Consider the following 21,240-nt stretch of genomic DNA (forward strand, 5'->3'; position numbering starts at 1 on the left):
GCGGACACCCCCCGGGCAACCCCCTGTTTACGGCGGGGTGCCCCCGGGGCCCCGGGGCGTGCCCCGCGCCCCCCCGGCCCGGGCGCCCCCCCCCCGGCCCCCCCCCGCCGCGATGTCGAGGGAGGCGAGCTGGGCCGCGACGTGGAACGGCTCCGGGTAGGTGGCCGGGACCTGGGGCACCAGCCCGATCGTGGTGGTGGTGCGGGCCACGAACGCCGCGCGGGTGACGGCGTCGAGCCGCGCCGAGCCGGGCGACCCGGCGACCGCGGGCAGCAGCGCGTCGGCGAACGTCGCGAAGGTGACGCCGGCGTTCTCGGCCCGCCGCACGCTGCGGGCGAGGCGAGGCGCGCCGACGGTCTCGGCCGGCGTGAGGCCTGTCGCGGCGGCTGCCGCCGGGTGGGCGCCCGCGCCGTCGACGTCGAGCCCGACGACGAAGGGGGTGGTGAGGTCGGTCATGTGTCGTGGTCCCGTCAGATCGCGGACTCGTCGCCGAGCCGGTGGTAGGTGCGGTCGAGGTAGACCAGGGGTGAGGTCCCGTCCGACCCGGACTGCAGCGCGCGCAGCGAGACCAGGTAGCTGTCGCCGACCGGGGTGCGCTGCAGCACGCGGGCGCGCACCCAGGAGACGGCGCCGTCGATGACGGGCTCGCCCGAGGGAAGTGCCGTCCAGCCGCCCCCCGCGAAGCGGTCGATGCCGCTGGTGGCGAACCGGGCGGAGAGGTCGTCCTGGTGATCGGCGAGGAAGCTGATCGCGAGCGTGCTGGCCGTCGAGACGGCGGGCCAGGACGACGAGGTGGACGCCAGCGAGAACGCGAGCAGGGGCGGTGCGGCGGACACGGAGATCACGGACGTGGCCGTGAACCCGACGGGGCGGCCCGCGTGCTCGAGCGCGACGACGGCCACGCCGGCCGGGTGCTGGCGGAACACCGTCTTGAACTCGTCAGGGGACAGCTGGGGCTCGTCCTGCTGGGCCAGGAGCTCCTCGATCCCCGAGAGCGCGGACAGGTCGGTGCGCTGGTGGGCGTGCTCCGTGGTCACAGGGCGGCTCCCGTCAGCTCGGTGGTCGTGGGGGTGGTGGTCGTGGCGGCCGGCGGTGCGGGGACGCCGGCGGCCCGGCGCAGCGGCGTCGCCCAGCGGGCGAACCAGGGGTCCAGCGCCTCGCCGAGGTCCGGCAGCTGGGCCTCGGTGAGGGTCAGGGTGCGGGTGGGCACGACCGCACCCAGCTCCACGAGCACGGGCCGCAGGTGCGCCTCGCCGGCGAGGGCGTGCGCCGGGTTGCCGGACACGACGAGCGGCACGACGACGACGCCCGCCAGGCCGTCGGGCCCGTAGAGGTCGAGGAACGCCTTGAGCAGGCCCGTGTAGGAGGCCTTGTAGACGGGGGTCGCGACGACGGCGACCGTGGCGCGCGCCAGGCGCTCCTTCGCCGCGTCGGCGGCCGGGTGCGCGGCCGTGAGGATCTCGCCCGCGAACGCCGCGAGCTCGATCGTCGCCACGTCCGCGGCGCCGAGCAGCTCGGCGACGCGGCGGGCGGCGGTCTCCGCCGCGGTCAGGGTGCGCGAGCCCGCGCGCGGGTTGCCGGAGACCACCACCACGGAGGGGGTGGCGGGGCGGGTGTTCTCGGTCATGGGTCGTCCCTCGCAGTCCGTCGATCACGCTTGCCGCACGGCGTCTCGGCCCGCGTGCGCGGACCGGCCGGCGGCCAGGTCATCTCCCGGAGCACCCCGCCGTGACGTGGGGTTGCTGCCCAGCCAGCCGGGGCTTCGCGCTGGGGCTCGTGACCTGGGCGGAGGTATAGCAGCCGATCCGGCGAGCGCCAGCGCCGTCCGGAGACTTCTCACCATCCGGACACGCCGACGCGCCGGAGCCTCCGGCCGGGGGACGGCCGGAGGCTCCGGGGTGGTGCGAGGGCGTCTGACTCGTCAGGCCTCGAGGCGCAGGCGCGCGCCGAGCGCGACGGCCGCGACGACGGCGGCGCCCGCGACCAGGACGACGTCCTTGAGCACGTACTGGCCCAGCAGGGTCATGCCGTGCCCGAACAGCTCGTCGCCGAACAGCGCGACGGGGGACAGGATGCCGACCATCGCCACGGCGAGGGCGACCAGCCCGACCCGCAGCAGGCGGCCGGAGATCAGCGTGAGCCCGATGAAGGTCTCCATGACGGCGACCAGGACGACGGCGGTCGTGGCGGGGACGAGCCCGAGCGTGAGCGTCTCGACGGTGCGGCCCGCGATCTCCTCGGCGGGGCTGGCGCCCGGGAAGAACTTCAGGACGCCGAAGCCGAGGAACACGAGCCCGAGCGCGACCCGCAGGGCCGGGACGGACCACCGGGTGAGGAACCGGGCGAGGGCGGTCACGGCGACGTCGAGCCGCAGCGCCACCTGCTCGGCCAGGGCGTTCGGGAGGCGACGGGCGGCGGGGGCGCCCGGGGCGCGGGTGCCGGCGGTCGTGCGGTGGGTCGGGGTGGAGACGGACATGGTGGTGCTCTCTTCCAGGGGGAGGTGCGACCCGGGGGTGGTCGCCCTGGGAGAGAGCGGCCCACGGCGCCGGGAATGCGCGCGCCCCCGGTTTTCGCCCGGTCCTCACCCGCTCGACGACGCACCGGGGACCGCCTACGGTGCCGGCATGGACCACGAGCCGATGCGACGTGTCGCCGAGTTCCGCGCGGCGTTCGACCTCGAGGTCGAGACCGCCCGACCCGGTCTGGCGGAGCACCGCCGGGCGCTGCTGGCGGAGGAGTCCGGGGAGGCGGCGGAGGCGCTCGCGGACCTCGCGACGGCGCTGGACGAGGGCGGCGACGTCACTGCCGCGTACCGGGCCGTGGCGAAGGAGCTGGCCGACGTCCTCTACGTCACCTACGGCGCGGCCGACGCGCTGGGGATCGACCTGCCGGCGGTGTTCGTCGAGGTCCACCGCTCGAACATGAGCAAGGTGGACGCCGACGGCCGGGTGCTGCGGCGGTCGGACGGCAAGGTGCTCAAGGGGGCGGGCTACCGGCCGCCCGACCTGGGCGACCTCGTCGTGCCGCCGGCGGGCCACGCGTAGGTCCCTGCACGGCGCGGACCTCCGTGACGTGACGCAGACTCGGGGCATGGGCGCGCGCCGCTTCCGCTGGGTGCTGCACGTCGACCTCGACCAGTTCCTGGCCGCGGTCGAGCTGCTGCGGCGCCCGGAGCTCGCGGGCAGGCCCGTGATCGTCGGCGGACGCGGCGACCCGACGGAGCGCGCGGTGGTCTCCACCGCGTCGTACGAGGCGCGGGCGTACGGCGTCCGGTCGGGGATGCCGCTGCGCGTGGCGGCCCGCAAGGTGCCGGACGCGGTGATCCTGCCGGTCGACCACCCGGTGTACGAGGCGGCCTCCGCGCAGGTGATGGCGGCGCTGCGCCGTCTGGGCACGGTGGTCGAGGTCCTCGGCTGGGACGAGGCGTTCCTCGGGTACGACGGGGAGGCCCCGGAGGAGTTCGCGCACGCCGTCCAGCGGGCGGTTCTCGACGCGACCGACCTGCGCTGCTCGGTCGGGATCGGCGACACCAAGGTCCGGGCGAAGATCGCGACAGGGTTCGGCAAGCCGGCGGGCGTCTACCGGCTCACCGCGGAGAACTGGTTCGAGGTGATGGGGGAGCGCCCGACCGCCGACCTGTGGGGCGTGGGCTCCCGGGTGTCGAGGCGGCTCGCGGCGCACGGCATCGACACCGTCGCGCAGCTCGCCGCGGCGGACGACGCGGTCCTGGTCGGCGAGCTCGGGCCGCGGATGGGCGCCTGGTACGGGGAGCTGGGCCGCGGGGAGGGCTCCGCCGTCGTCGACGACACCCCGTGGGTGGCCCGCGGGCACAGCCGGGAGACCACCTACCAGCGCAACCTCACGACGGCCGACCAGGTCACGGCGGCGCTGCGGGAGCTCGCCGCGCAGGCGCACGCGGACACCGAGGCCGAGGGCCGGGCAGTGTTCCGGGTGGGCCTGAAGGTGCGGTACGCGCCGTTCTTCACACGGACGCTCTCGCGGAAGCTGCCGGCACCGACGCGTTCCCTGGAGGAGGTGACCGCCGCGGTGCTCGACCTCGCGGCCGGGCTGGAGCCCGGCCGCGAGGTGCGGCTGCTCGGCGTCCGCGCCGAGATGGTCATGCCCGAGGGCGGCACGGACGCCCAGACCACGCCGGTGCGCGGGCGGATCTGAGCCTCGGGGGCGCGAGGGCTCAGCGCCAGTACCGCTCCGGCACGAGACCGAGCCGGCGCAGCTCGTCGGCCACGAGGTCGGCGTAGACGCCGGCTCCGTACCACGAGGTGTGGGTGCGGTCGCCGGTCTCCCGGACCAGGTAGATCGGCTGGGCGTCCACGGGTCCGAGCCCTTCGACCAGGGCCTCGCTCAGCGCGGTGAGGTCGATGAGGCCGACGTCGAGGTCGGCGGCGACGTCACGGACGTGCTGGGGGAGGCTGCCGGCGGCGGTCTCGATCATGCCGGCGGAGTTCAGCTGGTCGCCGTCGAACCGGAGCCGGACGATCGGGCTGACGAGCACGGGCGTGGCCCCCGTGGCCCCCACCCGGGTGACGATCTCGGTGAGGTTGGCGCGGTACTGCTCGGCGGTGGTGGTCTTGTCGTTGTGCGCGAGCTGCACGAGCGCGAGGTCGCCGGGGCGCAGCTGGGGCACCAGGGCGTCGAACATCTCCGGCTCGGCCAGCGCCGAGACCGTGCTCTCGCCGGAGCCGGAGTGGTTGATGACGCTCACCCCGAGCCGGAAGTGCGCGGGCAGCCGCTGGCCCCAACCCGTGTACGGCGCCCCGCCCTGGTCGGTGACGGTGGAGTCGCCCAGCAGGGCGATGCGCGGGGTGCGGGCGTCGGCGGCCCGGATCCCGATCCCGGCGACGTGCGGCGCGTCGCCGGTGAACGTGAGCGTGAGGCCGGGGGTGCCCTCGCCGGCAGGCTGGTTCTGCTGGCTCTCGGGGTCGCGCACGTCGACGGTGAACGTGCGGCGGGCGAGCTCGCCGTCGGCGGTGTCGACCTCGGGGACCATGAGGCGCCGTGCCTCCGCCTGCACCTCGGTGCGGGCCGGGCCGTGCCGGTCGCCCAGCATGACGGTGACGTCGTAGTGGCCGGGTGCCAGGTCGGGGTAGGTGCACACGACCGGGTCGGTGCCGGTGCACCGCTCGAGCAGCGCCGCGTCCGGGCGGGGGCCGTCCAGGCCCGGTCGCCCGGCGGCGGCGTGCGCGGCCGGACCTCCGAGCGCGGCGCCGGCGGCGAGCGCGCAGAGCGCGGCCGCCGCGCCCCGGCCGACAGGGCGACGTCGGGCGCTCACGACAGCTTCCCCCCGACGAGGGCGAGGCACTGGATCGCCGCGAGCCCGTACTGCGCGGACGCGTTGGACGAGAAGCCGGCCTCGTCGACCGCCCGCAGGACGGCGGGCGGCTCCACGCGGTGCGTGCCCCAGTCCATGTCGTCCGGGTAGCCGGCGTGCCCGGTCGCGAGCTCCTTCCAGGCGCGCGCGGCGAGCGCGTCGTCGTCGAGGCGCACGGCGGCGTACGCGGTGGCGCGGGAGTACGACTGCTTGAGGTTGAGGCTGCCCCAGTCCGCGCCGGTCGCCTCCTTCTGCTCGGCCTTCGAGCTGTTGTAGAGCCGGCAGAACTCCACCCAGCGGGCCTCGACCTCCGGCTCGTCGACGAGGTCGAGGAGCTCCGTCATGACCTCGACCAGGCCGAACACGGAGCTGAGGCTGCCGACCTCCACCGCGTTCTCGGGTCCGGAGCTGAACGTCGCGGTCTCCAGGTCGTAGGTGGAGCCGGCCTGGACCCACGCGTTGGGCAGCGCCGCGATCGACCGTGCGCTCGCCAGCAGGCGCTCCTTCGCCCTCGGGTCGCCGCCGCGCTCCCACTCGGTGAGCCACGCCCCGGCGATGGCGCCCCAGTCGGTGGTCTTGCTCAGCGGGAGCGCCGTCGGGTCCGGGTCGTACTCGCCGGTGGACCCGTCGACCTTGCGGCCCGCATTGAGGACCAGGTACGTGCGGTCGGAGTCGACGAGCTCGTGCAGCAGGTCGCCGGAGCGCTCGTCGCCCGTGAGGAAGTAGGCGAACCGGCGGTAGTTCGCGTTGCTGATGCGGACCTGCTTGGCGCTGTCGCCCCAGTGCTGCACGCCGTGCCGGGTGCCGAGGCCCTTCCACTCGCCCAGGTGGTACTGGTCGACCTCGCCGGTGTGCCGGCTCATGGCCTCGGCGAACCGGAACGCGGCGGCGTCGCCGGTGCGCAGGTAGTGGTACCAGAGCCACAGGTCCGTCGACAGCTCCGAGTTGTCCCACGCGTAGCCGCCGACGTCGTACCTCCACTGGTGCCGGTCGCCGTCGTAGGAGTGCATGACGTCGCCGTAGTCCCAGAAGCCGTACCAGGAGCGCTGGTCCACCTGCTCCAGGTGATAGCGGTGGATCGCGTCGAGGCGGTCCTCGATGGTCGACCGCGCCGCCGTGGACCGGTCGACCGGCGACCAGGACCCGAACACGCCGGCGGAGTGGTTGTGGTCCGGGCTGCTGCCGGGCAGGGGCGGGGTCGCGTTCGCCGCGGCGAGCTCCGCGAACCGCGCGGCGGTGGGCGTGGCGGCCAGGGCCCAGAACATCAGCTCGGTGGTGCGCGCGACGCCGTAGGGCGTGCCGAACCCGGGCTCGTAGTCCTCGTAGGTGATCTCGAGGGCGTCGAGCTGCTCGGGGTAGGTGTCCTGGCCCATGCCGTCGTGGTAGAAGCGCAGGTCCATCGCCTCGGCCCGCGGCGACCACATCCATACCGTGGCGTCCGCCTCGTCGGTCGCCGCGCCGGTGATCTCCAGCTCCGTGGGGTGCAGCTGCCAGAAGTTCCGCATCCCGAACACCAGACCACCCGCGGGCGTCCCGACGTAGCCGAGGCCGGGCGCACGGCCTCCGGCGTCCGACCGGATCCACGAGTGCCCGGAGCCCGTGCGCTTACGGATCTCGAAGCCGTGCGCGGTGAGCTGCGACAGGCTGTGGTCGCCCCACGCGGGGATCCATTTCAGGCGCGTCGTGACGCGCTGGTCCCAGGTGGCCGGGTCGGGCAGCGCCCGGCCCTCGACCTGCGCGGTCCGGACGGCCTCGCCCGGGTCGCGGCGCATCCCCGTGATGCCGCGCACCGCTTCGGCGAGGACGCCGCCGTCGGGCCCGGCGAAGCGCACGTGACGGTCGTACAGCTCGCCGCGCATCGGGACCGTGAACCGCACGCCGAGCCCCGTGACGAAGTCCTTCTCCTCGTCGCCGTCGAAGACGAACGTGTGCACGAGCCGGATCCCGTCCGAGCCGGCGAACAGCGCGAAGCGCAGCACGAACGGCAGCCAGTCGCGGCGGCCCTTGCGATGCCTGCCCTCGACCTTGACCACCGCGCGCACCGGACCGGACTGCTCGACGGTGACCTTCTCGACCGTCCCGGCGAACTCCTCGAACCCGACCTTCGCGCCGCGGTCGGTGTCGGGGGCGTCCTGCCGCTGCACGACGAGCCGCCCGTCCCGGGCGATCACCGCGCCGTCGCGGCGGATCGCGCGCACGACCTTGTCGCCCTGGCGGCCGAACTCGACCTGCACGACCCCGGTGTCGACCACGACGCGGCCGGGGTTCTCCTGCACCGTGATCGCGTGGGTGCCCTTCGCGGGCGCGCCCGGTGCCAGGCGATAGGTCTCAGCACGTGGGGCGGACTCGCTCACGGCGTGCGCGGTCCACTTCAGCGACCCGTCGGGCCACCAGGCGGTGGGCCAGGTCTGCACGGGCACGGCCTCGCCGGCCGCGGTCGTCAGGGCGAAGGCCTGGTCGCCGGCCAGGGCGCCGCGCGGCCAGGGCACGCCCCAGGTGGCGCCGCCGGCGAGGGCGGCGGGGGCGCCGCCCTCCAGCCAGCGCACGTCGACGGGGTCGTGCCCGGTGGGGGCGAACGGGACCGCGGCCGTGGCCGGTGCGGCGCTCGCGGTGCGCGCGCTGAGCGCGGCGACCGCGCCGGCGGCGAGGGCGGAGGTGAGGACGGTACGGCGGCTGACGTCGACCACGGTGGGTCACTCCTTCGTGACGGTGGGTGCGTTGTCCGTCGGTGGACGTGCCCATCGTGCGAGGAGTTCGCGCATCCGGTCGTGAAACGTGCAAAACCGGACCAGCGGCGACGCGGGACGCTCAGGCGGTGGTGCCGAGCTGTCCCGGGAGCACCTCGTGCCCGAGCGGCGCGCCGGCCGCGAGGAGCTCCACCTCGCCCACGGCGAGGTCGCCGAGCCGCCGCAGCTCGTTGCCCAGCGACCCCGCGACGTGCGGCGTGAGCAGCGCCCCGGGGGCGTCCCACAGGGGATGGTCGCCGGGCAGCGGCTCGGGGTCGGTGACGTCGAGGACGGCGCGCAGCCGGCCCGACAGCACCTCCCGCGTGAGCGCCGCGGTGTCGACGAGGCGCCCCCGCGCGGTGTTCACCAGGGTCGCGACGTCCGGCATGAGGGCGAGCTGAGGCGCGCCGATCATGCGGTACGTCTCCGGCAGGTCGGGGGCGTGCACGGTGACGACGTCGCTCGCCCGCGCGAGGTCGTCGAGGGACACGGCGGTGGCACCGAGGGCGCGCGCCCCGTCGGCGTCGACCCACGGGTCGTGCAGCAGCACGTCGACGTCGAACGGCGTGAGCAGCCGCATCACCTGCCGGCCGATCCGGGAGGCCCCGACGACGCCGACCGTCAGGCCGTGGTTGCCCAGCGGGTCGGGCAGCGACCAGCCGTCGAAGCGGCGGTGCGCGGCGAAGGCGTCCGCGGCCTCGAGCACGCGCTTGCCCGCCAGCAGCACCGTCGCCAGCGTGTACTCGGCCACCGGGCGTGCGTTCGCGGCCGCGGCGCTGGACACCCGCACGCCGCGCGCCCAGAGCGCGGGCGTGACGAGCGGCTTCACCGACCCGGCGGCGTGCACGACGGCGCGCAGCCGCGGCGCGCGCCGCAGCAGCGCGTCGTCGAGGCGGGGCGCGCCCCAGCCGGTGAGGAGCACGTCGACGTCCGCGAGGACCCCGGCCGGCCCCTGTCCCGGGTCGCCGCCGCGGTCGAGCGCGTCCGGGGTGAGCACGGCCTCCGCCACGTCCGCCACGCTGCGCAGCCTGGCCACCGCGGCGTCGTCGAACAGCTCGGGGACGAGGTCGGGGTGGCGCACGGCGAAGGCGGCGCGCAGCCGCGTCACGACGCCGCCCCGTCGGTGCCCGTCGTGCCCGTCCTGCCCGTCGGGACGGTGTCGACGTGGCCGTCCGGCCACGCCACCTCCACGGCCGCGGGCGGGCCGCCGTCCGCGCCGGGCAGCACCCGCACCGCGGGCACCGGCCGGCGTCGTGCGCCGTCCTCGCCCGTCAGCACGACGAGCGCGGCGACCACCTCGCCGGCGTCGACCGGCCCCGAGGTGCGCAGCCAGGGCACGGCGGACGCCGCGCCGAACGGGTCCGACCCGGTCCGGCGTGCCGCCCCGGCGCTGTCGAGGGAGACGTCCGGCGCGGCGTCCGGCGCGTCGTCGTCCTGGCCGGTCACGCGGAGGGCGCGCACGTGCGACGACGTGCCGTCGTCGCGGACGACCCGGACCAGGGTGCCCGAGCGGTCGGCGCTCCGCTCGACGTGCAGCGCCCCGTCCTTCGGCGCGGCGAGCGGCCACCCGCCCACGTGCAGCCGCCAGGGACCGGGGTCGACGGGCCACGCGGCGTCCCGGTCCAGGGCCTCGGCCGTGGTGCCCGGCGCCGGCGCCCGGCCCGGCACCGCCGTCGCGGCGGGCGTCCACCACGCCAGCCGTACCTCGTCGGGGCCGCGCACCACCGAGGCGGTGGTGAGCACCGGGCCGAGGCGCAGGCCCGCCCACCCGGCGTCGTCGCCCGGTCCGACGGCGGGCCGCGCGGCGGCCGGGTCCTCGTCGTCCGGCGCGCCGCCGGGGACGTCGAGCCAGCAGACCCGGGAGCGGGACACGGCCACGGCGTCGTCCAGGTGGACGCGCTCGACGGCGTCGCGGTGGGACGGCACGCCCCGCGCGTCGAGGAGCGCGGTGTGCGAGTCGAGCGGGGCGGCGACGTCGGCCGCGCCCAGCTGCGGCGACGTCGCGCCGGAGTAGGCGAGGCGCCGGTAGAAGGGGTCGTCGCCGCGGGGCGCCAGCGCGTGCTCGATCGCGCGGTCGGACCCGTGGTTGAGCAGGCGCACGACGCCGTCGGCGGGCGTCGCGCTCACGAGCCACCCGGGCGCCCGGAGCGCCACGGCGTGCGGCACCTGCCAGGCCTCGGGCAGCTCGGGCGCCGCCGTCCAGACGGGGTGGTCGGCGCCGAGCAGCAGGCCGAGGAAGCCCTTGCTCGCCCAGTAGGGCGACGACCCGCCGGTGTAGAGCTGGCGCACGCGGTCGTACGGGCCGTGCCAGCCGACGGGCAGCAGCCCGCGGTCGTCGATGGCGCCGGCGGCGTCGAAGTGCCCGGCCACCGCGGCGGTGAGCGCGCGGGTGGCGCCGGGCGACAGCGGCGTCGCGTCCGCGATCGCCCCCGCCCAGAACGGGGCGAGCACGGCGTGCCGGTAGGTCACCGAGCGGCCCTGCAGCATCGGCGCCCCGCGCGAGCCGACGAGGTGCCGGGCCTGGTCGAGGTAGGCCCGCAGGCGCCCGGCGTGCACGGCGTCGAGCGGGCGGCCCTGGATCCGGGCGTGCAGCAGCGGGTAGACGTGCCAGGCCCACCCCGCGTAGTGGTCGAAGTTCTGCCGCCGTCCGCCGCGGCCCCGGCCGTCGGAGTACCAGCCGTCGCCCACGTACAGGGCCTCGGCGGTCTCGGCGTTGTGGTCCAGGTCGGCCTGCTCCCAGGGGCCGCCGACGCTCGCCAGGAACGCCTCGATGACGTTCTGGAACCACAGCCAGTTGTTCGTGTACCCGCGGGTGCCGACGACGCCGGCCAGCCAGTCGACCGTGCGCTGCCGGGTGCCGTCGTCGAGCCGGTCCCACAGCCAGGGCCGCGTCTCCGACAGCCCGATCGCCACCGACGCCGCCTCCACCACGGCCTGCCGCCGCTCGTCGACCCGGGGCCAGCGCTCGGCGCCCGCGGGGTCGGTGCCGTGCCGCAGCCCGTCGGCGTACCGCTCGAGCAGCCCGCGTGGGTCACGACCGTCCTCGCCCCGCAGGCGGAACGCCGCGAGCAGGAACGTCCGCGCGTACCCCTCGAGCCCGTCGCTCCAGGTGCCCGACCCGCTGACGGGCCCGGGCAGCGTGATCAGCGCGCCGCCCGGCGAGGCGAAGGGGCGGACGGCGTCCAGCAGCCCGTCGGCGGTCGCGAGCCACCGCTCGCGGGTCCAGCGGCGCGCGGGGGCGAGACGCGGGTCGGACGTCGCGGCACCCCCCGTCCCTCCCGTCGTGGCTGTGGTCATGGTGCTGGAGGGCGTCGTCGCGGCGGGTGTCACCTCGGCATCCTCGCCCAGCGGGAGGCGGTCGCGGAAGGTCCGAACATTTCCGATCATCCCCGGACATCGTCGGCTACGGTGCTGCTCTGCCACGACGACCCGATCCGCTCGACGACGACGGAGGACCACCCATGCACCTGCCCACGGCCCGGCACGAGTACCTGCTGCGCGAGGTGGAGCTGCGGGGGAGCGTGCGCTCGGCGGAGGCGGCCGCCGCGCTCGGCGTCGCCGAGGTGACGATCCGCCGCGACATCGTCGAGCTCGACCGCGCGGGGCGGCTGGCGCGCGTGCACGGCGGTGCGGTGACCGTGCGCTCGGCCCGGGAGCCGCAGGCCGCGCGCGTGCTGGTCGGCGTCGTCGTGCCGAGCTCCACGGTGCACTTCCCGCCGCTCGTGCGCGGCATGGAGGCGCTCGCCCCCAGCCTGCACGTCCGTCTCGTGCTCGGCGTCTCGCAGTACCGGCCCGAGCTGGAGGCCGCCCAGGTGGACCGGCTCGTCGGCCTCGGGGTGCAGGGGATCGTCGTCGCCCCCACCACCCGGGACCGGTCGCCGGAGGAGCTCGCGGCATGGCTGCGGTCGGTGCCCGTGCCGGTGGTGGTCGTCGAGCGGCGCGTCGACGGGCTCACCGCCCTGAGCGAGCTCGACCAGGTCCGGTCGGACCACGCCCACGGGGCGGTGCTCGCGGTCGAGCACCTCGCGCGGCTCGGGCACCGCCGGATCGGCCTGGCGGTGTACGACCGGACGCCGACCGCCCCGCACGTGCGCGAGGGCTTCGCGACGGCGGTCGCCCGGCTCGGCGTCGAGCCGGGGCCGGACGTGTCGCTGCCCAAGGGCGAGGGCGACCCGGCCGGGCTGGAGCGCGAGCTGTCCGCGTTCCTCGACCGGTGCCGCGACACCGGCACGCGCGCCGTCCTCGTGCACACCGACGACCACGCCGCGCGCCTGGTCGAGGCGGCGCTCGACCGCGGCCTGCGCGTGCCGGAGGACCTCGCCGTGGTGGCGTACGACGACGAGAACGCCGAGCTCGCCGTCGTGCCGCTCACGACCGTCACCCCGCCCCGCCGCGAGCTGGGCCGCGAGGCGCTGCGCGTGCTCGTCGGGCGGATCGTGGGGGACGAGGGCGGCGAGGTGCCGGGGGCCCACGGGTCGCCGCGGCACGTCGCGCTGCTGCCGCGGCTCACCGTCCGGGGCTCCTGCGGCGCGGCCGCGCCCTGACCTGCGGGACCGCGCTACAGCTCCTTCGGGAACGTCAGCACCACGACGGTGGAGACGACGAACAGCACCGCGGCGACGCCGAGCAGCCCGCGCCGGGCGGTGCGGTGCGCCAGCTTGGTGCTGAGGGCGGCGAACAGGGCGACCGACGCGAACAGGATCGACGTCAGCACGTAGTTGTCGCCCGTCTGGTTGGCCTGCCGCGCAGTGGCCGACAGGTCCTCCGCGCGGTCGAGCTCGGCGTCGGCGCGCGCCTGGGCCTCGAGCCGGTACTCGGGCATGAGGAACGGCGTGCGCGGCGCGTCGTCGTCGTGGATCGGGTCGGTGGCGAGCCAGGCGTCGAACGCGGGCACCATCTCGGGCCGGAACCGCGTGTACAGGAACCCGGACTCGGTCCCGTCCACGGGCTCGTACGTCCCGTCCTCGGCGAGCCCGGAGTCGCGGCCCGCGCGGGTCTCGGCCGCGACGGCGTCGATCCAGGACGCGAACGCCGTCACGTCCATCACCGTGAGCTGACCGGCCTCGGTCGAGGCGCGCGTGGACTCGGCCCGGGCGGCTCCGGCCGCGGCGTAGCTGTTGGCCTGCACCCCGGACCACTTGGTGGCCTGGAACGCCGACCACGCCGTGACGACGGTCGCCAGGGCGAGCAGGACGGTGGCGGCGAGCTCGACCCGCCGGCTCACCGTGCCGTCGCCGGGGTTGCCGGGGCCGCTCTCGTCCCGCTGCGTCATCGCGTCGCCCTCCGTCCCCGCGCCGGGTCTCCGGTCGCCGCCGCGGTCACGGCTCATCGTGTCGGATGACCTGCGACTTCGCCCCCGGAACAGGTGGTCGGGTGAGTTGCCCCGCCCGGCATGCGGACCGTCCGCAGCGGTGCCAGAGTGTCGGCAGGACGGGCAGGGGCGGACGGCCTCGGCCATGCCCGCCCTCCGCCGACAGGTCGACCGAGAGGCAGGACATGCGACCCACAGGACCCGTAGAGCTCGTGCTCATCGAGTTTCCCCGGAGCGACTTCAAGGGCGAGATCGTCGCGGAGCTCGGGCGTCTCGTCGACGCCGGCACGATCGACGTGCTCGACGCGCTGGTCGTGCGCAAGGGCGAGGACGGCTCGGTCGAGTGGCTCGAGGCGAGCGAGGAGAGCGGCGCCGACGAGCTGGCCCGCATCGTGGGCGAGCCCGCCGGGCTGCTCGCGGCGGACGACGTCGAGGACATCGCGGACGAGCTCGCCCCGGGCTCCGCGGTCGGGATGCTCGTGTTCGAGCACACGTGGGCGCGGGGCCTCGGAGCCGCCGTACGCGGCGCCGGCGGGCAGGTGCTCGACTGGACGCGCGTGCCGGCCGAGGCGATCGACGCCCTCGCCGACGAGATCGAGAAGGAGAACTGAGATGCCCCCCATGCGACGGATGGGCCGGCCCGGCCTGATCGGCACGATGGCCCGCACGGCCGTGATCACCGGCACCGCCAACGCGACCAGCAGGGCGATGAACCGTCGCGCCGCCTCGCGCGAGCAGCAGCAGTACGAGGCCCAGCAGTACCAGGCGCAGCAGGCGCAGGAGCAGGCCTGGGCCCAGCAGCAGGCGCAGCTCCAGGCCCAGCAGCAGGCGCAGGTCGCTGCGGCTCCCGCGGCGCCGGCGGAGGACGACCTCATCGCGCAGCTGAAGCAGCTCGGCGACCTCAAGGCCGCCGGCATCCTGTCCGACGCGGAGTTCGCCGCCGCCAAGGCCAAGCTGCTCGGCTGATCGAGCGCCGCCACCCGCCACCCGCGCACCCCGAAGAGGAGCCGTGACCGACGCTGTCGCCGACGACCCGACCACCCGCCGGCCCTGGGCGAGGTTCCTCGGCGTGTGCGCGCTGCTCGGCATCCCGGTGTCGGTGGCCGCGTTCCTGTTCCTCGCGGTCCTGCACGAGCTGACCCACCTGGTCTGGGAGACGCTGCCGGAGACCTGGGGCTTCGACGGGCCGCCATGGTGGTGGCCGCTGCCGTGGCTGGCGGTGGCGGGTGTCATGGTCGGCGTCGCGGTGCGCTCGCTGCCCGGGCAGGGAGGCCATCTGCCGGTGCACGGGCTGAGCCTCGGCCCGGTCCCCGCGTCCCACGTCCCGGGGGTCCTCCTCGCCGCGCTGGCCGGCCTCCCGCTCGGCGTCGCGCTGGGACCCGAGGCGCCACTGCTGGCGATCGGGGCAGCGCTGGCCCTGGTCCTCGTGCGGCCGTGGGACGCGCGGCTCGGCGACCCGGCGCGCCAGGTCCTCGCGGTGGCGGGCTCCGCCGCGGCACTGTCGGCCATCTTCGGCAGTCCCGTGGTCGGGGCGGTGTTCGTCGTGGAGGCCTCGGCGATGACCGGCGTGACCGGGGCGCGGCTCGCGGCCGTCGTGCTGCCCAGCCTGGCGGCGTCCGGGGTCGGCGCCCTCGTCTTCACCGGCATGGGCACGTGGACCGGCCTCGAGATCGCGTCGCTGGCGCTGCCCGACGTCGACGCCCCGGCCCGGCCCGACGTCGGCGACGTGCTGTGGACGCTGCCGGTGGCCGTGCTCGTCGCGGTCCTGGTCCGGCTCGTGCACCGGCTGGGCGAGGCGGTCGCCCGCCGGGCGGCGTCCCGGCCGTTTTCGGGGGCGGTCGTCGGGGCGCTCGTGGTCGCGGTCTGCGCGTCGGCCTACGCCCTGGCCACCGGCCGGTCGCCCGAGGAGGTCGCGCTCTCCGGGCAGGCGCTGCTCCCGACGCTCGCGGCCGACCCCGCGGCGTGGGGAGCCGGGGCGCTGGTCGCCCTGCTCCTGCTCAAGGGCGTCGCCTACGCCGTGTCCCTCGGCACCCTCCGCGGCGGCCCCATCTTCCCCGCCGTCCTGCTGGGCGCCGCCGCCGGCGTCCTCGCAGCGGACCTGCCCGGGTACGGGGCGGTCCCGGCCCTGGCGGCCGGCATGGGCGCGGCCACGGCCGCGACCCTGCCGTTCCCCGTCTCCTCGACCGTGCTGGTGGTCATGCTCCTGGGGTCCGGGGCGCCGGCGATGGCGCCGGTCGTGATCGTCGCGGTCGTCGTGGGGTACACGACCGAGCAGTTCCTGCTGCGACCGCGTCGCGAGGCCAGGGACCGGGCGCGCGCCGCTGCCGGCTGACCTCGCGGGCCGCGCCGGTCACTCCCCGGTCGAGCCGTCCAGCGCCTCGCGCAGCAGGTCCGCGTGGCCGTTGTGCCGCGCGTACTCTTCGATCATGTGCACGAGGATCCAGCGCAGGCTGAACGCGCCCTCGCCGGGACGCCTGGACTCCCGGGCCGACGTGCCGTCCAGCCCGCCCGCTGCGAGGGCGGAATCGATGCGCCGGTCGGAGTCGGCCACGGCGGCGTCGAGCAACCGGCGGAGGTCCTCGGGCGAGTCCTGCGCAGCGGAGTGGAACTCCCAGTCGCGGTCGGCGTCCCAGTCGACGGTGTCGAAGGGGGCGAGCGCGGCCTCGCCGTCGAACGTCTCGGCGAACCAGCTCGTCTCGACGAGCGCCAGGTGCTTGACGAGGCCGCCCAGCGTCAGGCTGCTCGGCGGGTGCGGCGTGCGCAGCTGCTCGGCGCTGAGCCCGGCGGTCTTCCGGCGCAGGGTGTCGCGGTGGTAGTCGAGGAACGCCCGCAGCGTGGTGACCTCGTCCGCGCGCAGGGGCGGGTCGACGCGGTCGTCGGGGGCCTCGTCGCGCGCTGGGGTGGCGAGCCGGAAGGCGCCGTCGTCGAGGGCGGCACGGACCGCCGCGGCCGTGGCCGCCGGCTCCTCGTCCGTCGTGTCGCGGGCGTGGGGCTCGAGGTCGCCGAGGTCGGCGAACGCGGCGTGCATGCTGCGCACGGCGGCCGGGTCGCGCAGCTCCGCGTCGGCGCGGCCGGTGGCGCGCGCGAGCGTGGCGTCGAGGCCGGGGCGCAGGACGACGTACGCGAGGTCCCAGCCCTCGCGCGCGGCCGCCGCCCGGAACGGGGGCAGGAACCACGGGCCGACGACGCCGTCGAGCACGACGTCGTAGCCGCCGCGGGCGTAGGCGCTCGCCGCCGCGACGACCACCTCGGCGACGACCTCGTTCTGCCGCTGCGACCCGGTGAGGTACGGGGGCACGAACCCGGTGCTGATCGACCGGTAGAACGTGTCGGTGGTGAGGGTCGCGGTGGGGCGCTCGGCGTCGGCGCCGAGCAGCGCGGCCACGGTCGTCTTCCCCGCGCCGGGCGGGCCGGTCAGGATGGTCACGGTCACGCCGCGACCCTAGCCGGGGGCCCGGCGCGCGGCCCGTCTTTTCGCGCGCGGCGGGACGGTTCAGGCCTCCGCGAGCTCGCGCGCGCGCCGCAGCACGTCGTCCAGCATGGCCGGGGTGAGGCGCCCGGTGAAAGTGTTCTGCTGCGAGACGTGGAAGCAGCCCAGCACGGTGAGGGTGGCTCCCGGGCCCGCCGTGGTGCCGTCGTCGGGCCTGCGCGCGAGCGTCACCTCGGCGCCGTGGGCGAACCGCGGCCGCGGGCGCGGCACGTCCCAGCCCTGCTCGGCGAGCGTCGTGAGCAGCGCCTGCCAGCCGATGCCGCCGAGCGCGACGGCGACGCGCACGCCGGAGCCGACGAGCTCGAGCTCCCGCGCCAGGTACGGCGCGCAGGCACGCCGCTCCTCGGGGGTGGGCCTGTTGGCCGGTGGCGCGCAGCGGACGGGGGCGGTGACGCGGATGTCGCGCAGCTCCAGGCCGTCGTCGGCCGCCACGGACGTCGCCTGGTTGGCGAACCCGGTGCGGTGCATGGCGGCGAACAGGAAGTCCCCGCTCCGGTCGCCGGTGAACATGCGACCGGTGCGGTTGGCGCCGTGCGCCGCGGGGGCGAGGCCCACGACCACGACGCGCGCGGCCGGGTCCCCGAAGCCCGGGACGGGGCGCCCCCAGTAGTGCTCGTCGCGGAAGGCGGCGCGGCGCTCGCGGGCGACCTCCTCGCGCCACGCGACGAGGCGCGGGCAGGCGCGGCACTCCACGAGGTGGTCGTCGAGCGCCGCCAGCGTCGGCGCGGTGCGGGCGGCGAGCGGGTAGGCAGGGGAGTCGGGCGGCGGGACGGCGGGCACCGGTCCATGGTGGCGCACGACGGCCGGCTCCACGACGGCGCGGGCGGTGGCGACGCACGACGGCCCGCCGTCCCGGGTCGGGGAGGGCGGGCCGCGCGGGGGTCGTCGGGACGACGCGGCGGGGTCAGACCGCCGGGTTGAGCCGGCCGCGGGCCGGGGTGGCCGTGGCGGCGGGCACGGTCGCGGTGGCGACGGCGGGCTCGGCGGCGAGGCGGCGCACCGACCAGCCGAGCAGCCCGAAGAGGACGCCGAGGCCCATCACCAGCGCGCTCACGCCGTAGGCGACGACCGACGTGAACAGCGAGGCCCGCAGGAACGAGGCATTCATCGCGGTGGCGCGCAGCGGGTCGTCCTGCTCGAGCTGGGCGTAGGTCTGGCCGCCGGTGGCCTCGAGCGCGTGCTTGTCGATGACCTGCGCCTGGGCGTACGCGGTGAGCGGGCCGTCCACGGTGGCTCCGCCGAGGAACGCGGCGTCCTCGGAGACGGTGATGTCCTGGGCGGCGAGCTGCGTGCTCACGGTGGCCCACGTGGCGGCGCCGGCACCGATCATCAGGACGCCGGCGATCAGCGCGACGAGGCCGACGATGCGAACCGGTCGCTGGGTGGTGCGGGTGGTGGTCATGGTCCCCTCCGGGTGCCGGGTCGCGTGGTCCGCGGCCGGTCTGGACTGCGCCGGATCTGGCGCTGTCTCTATGGTAAGACCACAGCTCCTGACCTGCACCGACGATTCTTTGTGAAGTCCTTCACAAAGAATCCCGGGGCGACCGTCGGTGATCGTGCGGCTCGCCCCGGTCGCGCGTGCGCGGCGGGCGTGGTGGTCTGGACGGCGGCCGGACGGCACCGGGCCGGCCGGCGCCGAAGGGGGAGCAGCATGAGCGAGAGCTCGGGTCTCGGTGGTCTGTTCGACAAGGCCAAGGAGAAGATCAAGGACCTCGCCACCGACGAGAACATCGACAAGGCGGCGGCCGAGGTGAAGAAGCGGACGCCGGACAACGTCGACGGCTACGTCGACAAGGCGGCGGCGGAGGCCAAGAAGCGCAACGACGACGGCCCTGCCGCCCGGCCCGGCGGCGGCCAGGGCGCCTGACCAGGTCGGCCCGCGCCCGCCCGACGGCGCGTGGCGCGGGCCGGGGGCCTGCGGATGAGTACGATCGTGGGGCGTCACCGATGGTGGCGCCCCACGACCGTGTCCGGCGCCCAGCCCCGGCCGGTCCCGCCCAGGTGCTGCCCGTGCCCGTCCGCAGCGCCCACGACCCGCAAGGAGCAGCACGTGTCCGACGTCGCCTCGCCGATGCCACCGAACCCCGACGACGCCAGCCAGGACACGGTGACGGTGCAGACGCCGACGACGGGCACGGAGCTGTTCGCGGACCGCAAGGACGTCGTCGTGATGCGCGTCGGCGGCGAGCTGCTCGACCTCTCGCGCGACCTGGCGGCCGGCACGGTCGTCGAGCCCGTGACGATCGGCTCGCCCGACGGCCTCGCCGTGCTGCGCCACAGCGCCGCGCACGTGCTGGCCCAGGCGGTGCAGCAGGTGAACCCGGACGCGAAGCTCGGCATCGGCCCGCCGGTCACCGACGGCTTCTACTACGACTTCGACGTCGCGACGCCGTTCACCCCCGAGGACCTCAAGGCCCTCGACAAGGCGATGGCGCGCATCATCAAGGAGGGCCAGACCTTCCGCCGCCGCGTCGTGACGGAGGACGAGGCGCGCGCCGAGCTGGCCGACGAGCCCTACAAGCTGGAGCTCATCGGCCTCAAGGGCGGCTCCTCGGACGAGGACGGGTCCTCGGTCGAGGTCGGCGGCGGCGAGCTGACGATCTACGACAACGTCCGCGGCGCCGGCCGCGAGAGCGAGACCGTGGTCTGGAAGGACCTGTGCCGCGGGCCCCACCTGCCGAGCACGAGGCTCATCGGCAACGGCGTGCAGCTCATGCGCAACGCCGCCGCGTACTGGCGCGGCAGCGAGAAGAACCCGATGCTGCAGCGCGTCTACGGCACCGCCTGGCCCAGCAAGGACGAGCTCAAGGCGTACCTCGAGCGCCTGGCCGAGGCCGAGCGCCGCGACCACCGCCGCATCGGGTCCGAGATGGACCTGTTCTCCTTCCACGACGAGGTCGGGTCGGGCCTGCCGCTCTTCCACCCCAAGGGCGGCGTGATCAAGCGAGTCATGGAGGACTACGTCCGCCAGCGCCACATCGAGGAGGGCTTCTCCTACGTCGGCACGCCGCACATCACCAAGGAAGAGCTGTTCTACACGTCGGGGCACCTGCCGTACTACGGCGACACGATGTTCCCGCCGCTCGACCTGGAGGACGTCGGCGACCACGGGCGCTACCGCCTCAAGGCGATGAACTGCCCGATGCACAACCTCATCTTCTCGAGCCGTGGCCGCTCGTACCGCGAGCTGCCGATCCGGCTCTTCGAGTTCGGGTCGGTGTACCGGTACGAGAAGTCGGGCGTGGTGCAGGGCCTGACGCGCGTGCGCGGCCTGACCCAGGACGACTCCCACTCCTACGTCACCCCGGAGCAGGCGCCCGCCGAGGTCAAGCACCTGCTGGACTTCATGCTGTCGGTGCTTCGCGACTTCGGCCTCGACGACTTCTACCTGGAGCTGTCGACGCGCGACGACAAGAAGAAGGACAAGTTCGTCGGCTCCGACGACGACTGGGCCAAGGCCACGGCGGTGCTCGAGGAGGTCGCCGTCGCCTCGGGTCTCGAGCTCGTCGCCGACCCGGGCGGCGCCGCCTTCTACGGCCCCAAGATCTCCGTCCAGGCCAAGGACGCGATCGGCCGCACGTGGCAGATGGGCACCGTGCAGTACGACTTCAACCAGCCGAAGGGCTTCGGGCTGGAGTACACCGCGGCGGACGGCACCAAGCAGCAGCCGGTGATGATCCACTCCGCCAAGTTCGGCTCGATCGAGCGGTTCATGGGCGTGCTCATCGAGCACTACGCGGGGCTCTTCCCGGCCTGGCTCGCGCCCGTCCAGGTGCTCGCCGTGCCCGTCGCCGAGGCGTTCGACGACTACCTCAAGGACGTCGTCGCCCAGCTCACGGCCCGCGGCATCCGCGCCGAGGTCGACCTGTCGGACGACCGCTTCGGCAAGAAGATCCGCAACGCGTCCAAGGAGAAGGTGCCCTTCGTGCTCATCGCCGGCGGCGAGGACGTCGAGGCCGGGGCCGTGTCGTTCCGGTACCGCGACGGTACCCAGGAGAACGGGGTGCCCGTCGCCGACGCGGTCGAGCGCATCGTCGCGGCGGTGCGCGACCGCGTCCAGGTCTGAGCGGGGCGCGCATGAGCGGCCACCACGAGGAACACGGCGCGGAGCACGGCGCGGAGGACGGTTCGACGACGGTGCCCGCGGCGGGCTTCGGCCCGCCCGAGGACGGGCTGCAGCGGCTGTGGACCCCGCACCGCATGGTCTACATCGGCGGGCAGGACAAGCCCGCCGACGGGACGGTGGCGCAGTGCCCGTTCTGCCGCATCCCCGCGGGGGGCGGGGGGGGGGGCCGCCGGGGGGGCCCCCGGGGGGGGGGGGTAGCGGGGGGGCAACAGGAGCCCCAACAAAACCGGCCACCCAAGGGGGGGGCCGGGCCGGCCC

The 21,240-nt window shown here is 75.6% G+C and carries 20 protein-coding genes, 1 pseudogene and 1 riboswitch; of the genes and pseudogenes, 9 read left to right on the top strand and 12 right to left on the bottom strand.

Annotated elements, in window-relative coordinates; all coding sequences use genetic code 11:
• Positions 1-27: 27 nt before the first annotated feature.
• The 4 genes from ACFQ8T_RS04680 to ACFQ8T_RS04695 all read right to left on the bottom strand — a co-directional run bounded on the left by ACFQ8T_RS04680 (position 28) and on the right by ACFQ8T_RS04695 (position 2,476).
• On the bottom strand, positions 28-456 hold the full coding sequence (locus ACFQ8T_RS04680) for a hypothetical protein (RefSeq protein WP_430545389.1): 429 nt from the start codon (positions 454-456) through the stop codon (positions 28-30).
• Between the two features lie 14 nt (positions 457-470).
• Complete coding sequence (locus ACFQ8T_RS04685; RefSeq protein ID WP_430545390.1) at positions 471-1,037, bottom strand: flavin reductase family protein; 567 nt, start codon at positions 1,035-1,037, stop codon at positions 471-473.
• The gene (locus tag ACFQ8T_RS04690; protein ID WP_430545391.1) at positions 1,034-1,627 is read right to left on the bottom strand and encodes an NADPH-dependent FMN reductase; all 594 of its coding nucleotides are present in this window, start codon (positions 1,625-1,627) and stop codon (positions 1,034-1,036) included. Before ACFQ8T_RS04690 ends, ACFQ8T_RS04685 begins: the two co-directional genes overlap by 4 nt.
• A gap of 21 nt (positions 1,628-1,648) precedes the next feature.
• Positions 1,649-1,782, bottom strand: a riboswitch (SAM riboswitch).
• Positions 1,783-1,921: 139 nt separating this feature from the next.
• Complete coding sequence (locus tag ACFQ8T_RS04695; protein WP_430545392.1) at positions 1,922-2,476, bottom strand: DoxX family protein; 555 nt, start codon at positions 2,474-2,476, stop codon at positions 1,922-1,924.
• Between the two features lie 148 nt (positions 2,477-2,624).
• On the opposite strand from ACFQ8T_RS04695, the gene ACFQ8T_RS04700 reads away from it, so the two are divergent.
• Together ACFQ8T_RS04700 and ACFQ8T_RS04705 are read left to right on the top strand one after the other, a co-directional pair.
• The gene (locus ACFQ8T_RS04700; RefSeq protein WP_430545393.1) at positions 2,625-3,044 is read left to right on the top strand and encodes a hypothetical protein; all 420 of its coding nucleotides are present in this window, start codon (positions 2,625-2,627) and stop codon (positions 3,042-3,044) included.
• A 46-nt stretch (positions 3,045-3,090) separates the two neighbouring features.
• A complete protein-coding gene (locus tag ACFQ8T_RS04705; RefSeq protein WP_430545394.1) occupies positions 3,091-4,173 on the top strand; it encodes a DNA polymerase IV in 1,083 nt (360 codons plus the stop codon).
• Positions 4,174-4,192: 19 nt separating this feature from the next.
• Here ACFQ8T_RS04705 and ACFQ8T_RS04710 read toward each other — a convergent pair whose 3' ends face one another.
• The 4 genes from ACFQ8T_RS04710 to ACFQ8T_RS04725 all read right to left on the bottom strand — a co-directional run bounded on the left by ACFQ8T_RS04710 (position 4,193) and on the right by ACFQ8T_RS04725 (position 11,385).
• Positions 4,193-5,290, bottom strand: coding sequence for a hypothetical protein (locus ACFQ8T_RS04710; RefSeq protein ID WP_430545395.1), 1,098 nt, complete (start codon positions 5,288-5,290; stop codon positions 4,193-4,195).
• Positions 5,287-8,016, bottom strand: a complete 2,730-nt coding sequence (locus ACFQ8T_RS04715; RefSeq protein WP_430545396.1) for a Tat pathway signal sequence domain protein — start codon at positions 8,014-8,016, stop codon at positions 5,287-5,289. The genes ACFQ8T_RS04710 and ACFQ8T_RS04715 overlap by 4 nt, the downstream gene beginning before the upstream one ends.
• A gap of 121 nt (positions 8,017-8,137) precedes the next feature.
• Positions 8,138-9,163, bottom strand: coding sequence for a hydroxyacid dehydrogenase (locus ACFQ8T_RS04720; protein ID WP_430545397.1), 1,026 nt, complete (start codon positions 9,161-9,163; stop codon positions 8,138-8,140).
• Entirely contained in the window at positions 9,160-11,385 is a 2,226-nt protein-coding gene (locus ACFQ8T_RS04725) for a DUF2264 domain-containing protein (protein WP_430545398.1), read from the bottom strand. Before ACFQ8T_RS04725 ends, ACFQ8T_RS04720 begins: the two co-directional genes overlap by 4 nt.
• A gap of 131 nt (positions 11,386-11,516) precedes the next feature.
• Between ACFQ8T_RS04725 and ACFQ8T_RS04730 the strand changes: the two genes are divergently transcribed.
• Entirely contained in the window at positions 11,517-12,599 is a 1,083-nt protein-coding gene (locus tag ACFQ8T_RS04730) for a substrate-binding domain-containing protein (RefSeq protein WP_430545399.1), read from the top strand.
• A 14-nt stretch (positions 12,600-12,613) separates the two neighbouring features.
• Here ACFQ8T_RS04730 and ACFQ8T_RS04735 read toward each other — a convergent pair whose 3' ends face one another.
• Entirely contained in the window at positions 12,614-13,327 is a 714-nt protein-coding gene (locus tag ACFQ8T_RS04735; protein WP_430545400.1) for a hypothetical protein, read from the bottom strand.
• 224 nt (positions 13,328-13,551) lie between these two features.
• On the opposite strand from ACFQ8T_RS04735, the gene ACFQ8T_RS04740 reads away from it, so the two are divergent.
• From ACFQ8T_RS04740 to ACFQ8T_RS04750, 3 genes are read left to right on the top strand one after another with little or no spacing between them, the layout of a single operon-like run.
• Positions 13,552-13,977 (top strand): DUF6325 family protein, encoded by a 426-nt coding sequence (locus tag ACFQ8T_RS04740; protein WP_430545401.1) that lies wholly within the window; start codon positions 13,552-13,554, stop codon positions 13,975-13,977.
• Between the two features lies 1 nt (position 13,978).
• Positions 13,979-14,332 carry an SHOCT domain-containing protein gene (locus ACFQ8T_RS04745; RefSeq protein ID WP_430545402.1) on the top strand — a complete coding sequence of 118 codons (354 nt, stop codon included), beginning with the start codon at positions 13,979-13,981 and terminating at the stop codon, positions 14,330-14,332.
• Between the two features lie 43 nt (positions 14,333-14,375).
• Entirely contained in the window at positions 14,376-15,698 is a 1,323-nt protein-coding gene (locus ACFQ8T_RS04750; RefSeq protein WP_430545403.1) for a chloride channel protein, read from the top strand.
• 18 nt (positions 15,699-15,716) lie between these two features.
• Here ACFQ8T_RS04750 and ACFQ8T_RS04755 read toward each other — a convergent pair whose 3' ends face one another.
• The 3 genes from ACFQ8T_RS04755 to ACFQ8T_RS04765 all read right to left on the bottom strand — a co-directional run bounded on the left by ACFQ8T_RS04755 (position 15,717) and on the right by ACFQ8T_RS04765 (position 18,258).
• A complete protein-coding gene (locus ACFQ8T_RS04755; RefSeq protein WP_430545404.1) occupies positions 15,717-16,799 on the bottom strand; it encodes a DUF664 domain-containing protein in 1,083 nt (360 codons plus the stop codon).
• A gap of 60 nt (positions 16,800-16,859) precedes the next feature.
• Positions 16,860-17,636, bottom strand: coding sequence for a uracil-DNA glycosylase (locus ACFQ8T_RS04760; RefSeq protein WP_430545405.1), 777 nt, complete (start codon positions 17,634-17,636; stop codon positions 16,860-16,862).
• A 124-nt stretch (positions 17,637-17,760) separates the two neighbouring features.
• On the bottom strand, positions 17,761-18,258 hold the full coding sequence (locus ACFQ8T_RS04765) for an aromatic ring-opening dioxygenase LigA (RefSeq protein WP_430545406.1): 498 nt from the start codon (positions 18,256-18,258) through the stop codon (positions 17,761-17,763).
• Positions 18,259-18,507: 249 nt separating this feature from the next.
• Here ACFQ8T_RS04765 and ACFQ8T_RS04770 point away from each other — a divergent pair, with 249 nt between their 5' ends.
• From ACFQ8T_RS04770 to ACFQ8T_RS04780, 3 genes and pseudogenes are all read left to right on the top strand, one after another.
• A complete protein-coding gene (locus ACFQ8T_RS04770; RefSeq protein WP_430545407.1) occupies positions 18,508-18,723 on the top strand; it encodes a hypothetical protein in 216 nt (71 codons plus the stop codon).
• 204 nt (positions 18,724-18,927) lie between these two features.
• Entirely contained in the window at positions 18,928-20,922 is a 1,995-nt protein-coding gene (thrS, locus tag ACFQ8T_RS04775) for a threonine--tRNA ligase (RefSeq protein WP_430545611.1), read from the top strand.
• Positions 20,923-20,933: 11 nt separating this feature from the next.
• Positions 20,934-21,240: pseudogene (locus ACFQ8T_RS04780) on the top strand (hypothetical protein); the annotation flags it as partial.

Origin of the sequence: Isoptericola sp. NPDC056618 (assembly GCF_042792715.1) — a bacterium.
GTDB lineage: Bacteria > Actinomycetota > Actinomycetes > Actinomycetales > Cellulomonadaceae > Isoptericola > Isoptericola nanjingensis.

Bases quoted from the DNA above. Each gene is read 5' to 3' on its own strand.
- ACFQ8T_RS04680 (WP_430545389.1), bottom strand. From the start codon at position 456: ATGACCGACCTCACCACCCCCTTCGTCGTCGGGCTCGACGTCGACGGC.
- ACFQ8T_RS04690 (WP_430545391.1), bottom strand. From the start codon at position 1,627: ATGACCGAGAACACCCGCCCCGCCACCCCCTCCGTGGTGGTGGTCTCC.
- ACFQ8T_RS04695 (WP_430545392.1), bottom strand. From the start codon at position 2,476: ATGTCCGTCTCCACCCCGACCCACCGCACGACCGCCGGCACCCGCGCC.
- ACFQ8T_RS04700 (WP_430545393.1), top strand. From the start codon at position 2,625: ATGGACCACGAGCCGATGCGACGTGTCGCCGAGTTCCGCGCGGCGTTC.
- ACFQ8T_RS04705 (WP_430545394.1), top strand. From the start codon at position 3,091: ATGGGCGCGCGCCGCTTCCGCTGGGTGCTGCACGTCGACCTCGACCAG.
- ACFQ8T_RS04730 (WP_430545399.1), top strand. From the start codon at position 11,517: ATGCACCTGCCCACGGCCCGGCACGAGTACCTGCTGCGCGAGGTGGAG.
- ACFQ8T_RS04735 (WP_430545400.1), bottom strand. From the start codon at position 13,327: ATGACGCAGCGGGACGAGAGCGGCCCCGGCAACCCCGGCGACGGCACG.
- ACFQ8T_RS04740 (WP_430545401.1), top strand. From the start codon at position 13,552: ATGCGACCCACAGGACCCGTAGAGCTCGTGCTCATCGAGTTTCCCCGG.
- ACFQ8T_RS04745 (WP_430545402.1), top strand. From the start codon at position 13,979: ATGCCCCCCATGCGACGGATGGGCCGGCCCGGCCTGATCGGCACGATG.
- ACFQ8T_RS04765 (WP_430545406.1), bottom strand. From the start codon at position 18,258: ATGACCACCACCCGCACCACCCAGCGACCGGTTCGCATCGTCGGCCTC.
- ACFQ8T_RS04770 (WP_430545407.1), top strand. From the start codon at position 18,508: ATGAGCGAGAGCTCGGGTCTCGGTGGTCTGTTCGACAAGGCCAAGGAG.
- thrS (WP_430545611.1), top strand. From the start codon at position 18,928: ATGCCACCGAACCCCGACGACGCCAGCCAGGACACGGTGACGGTGCAG.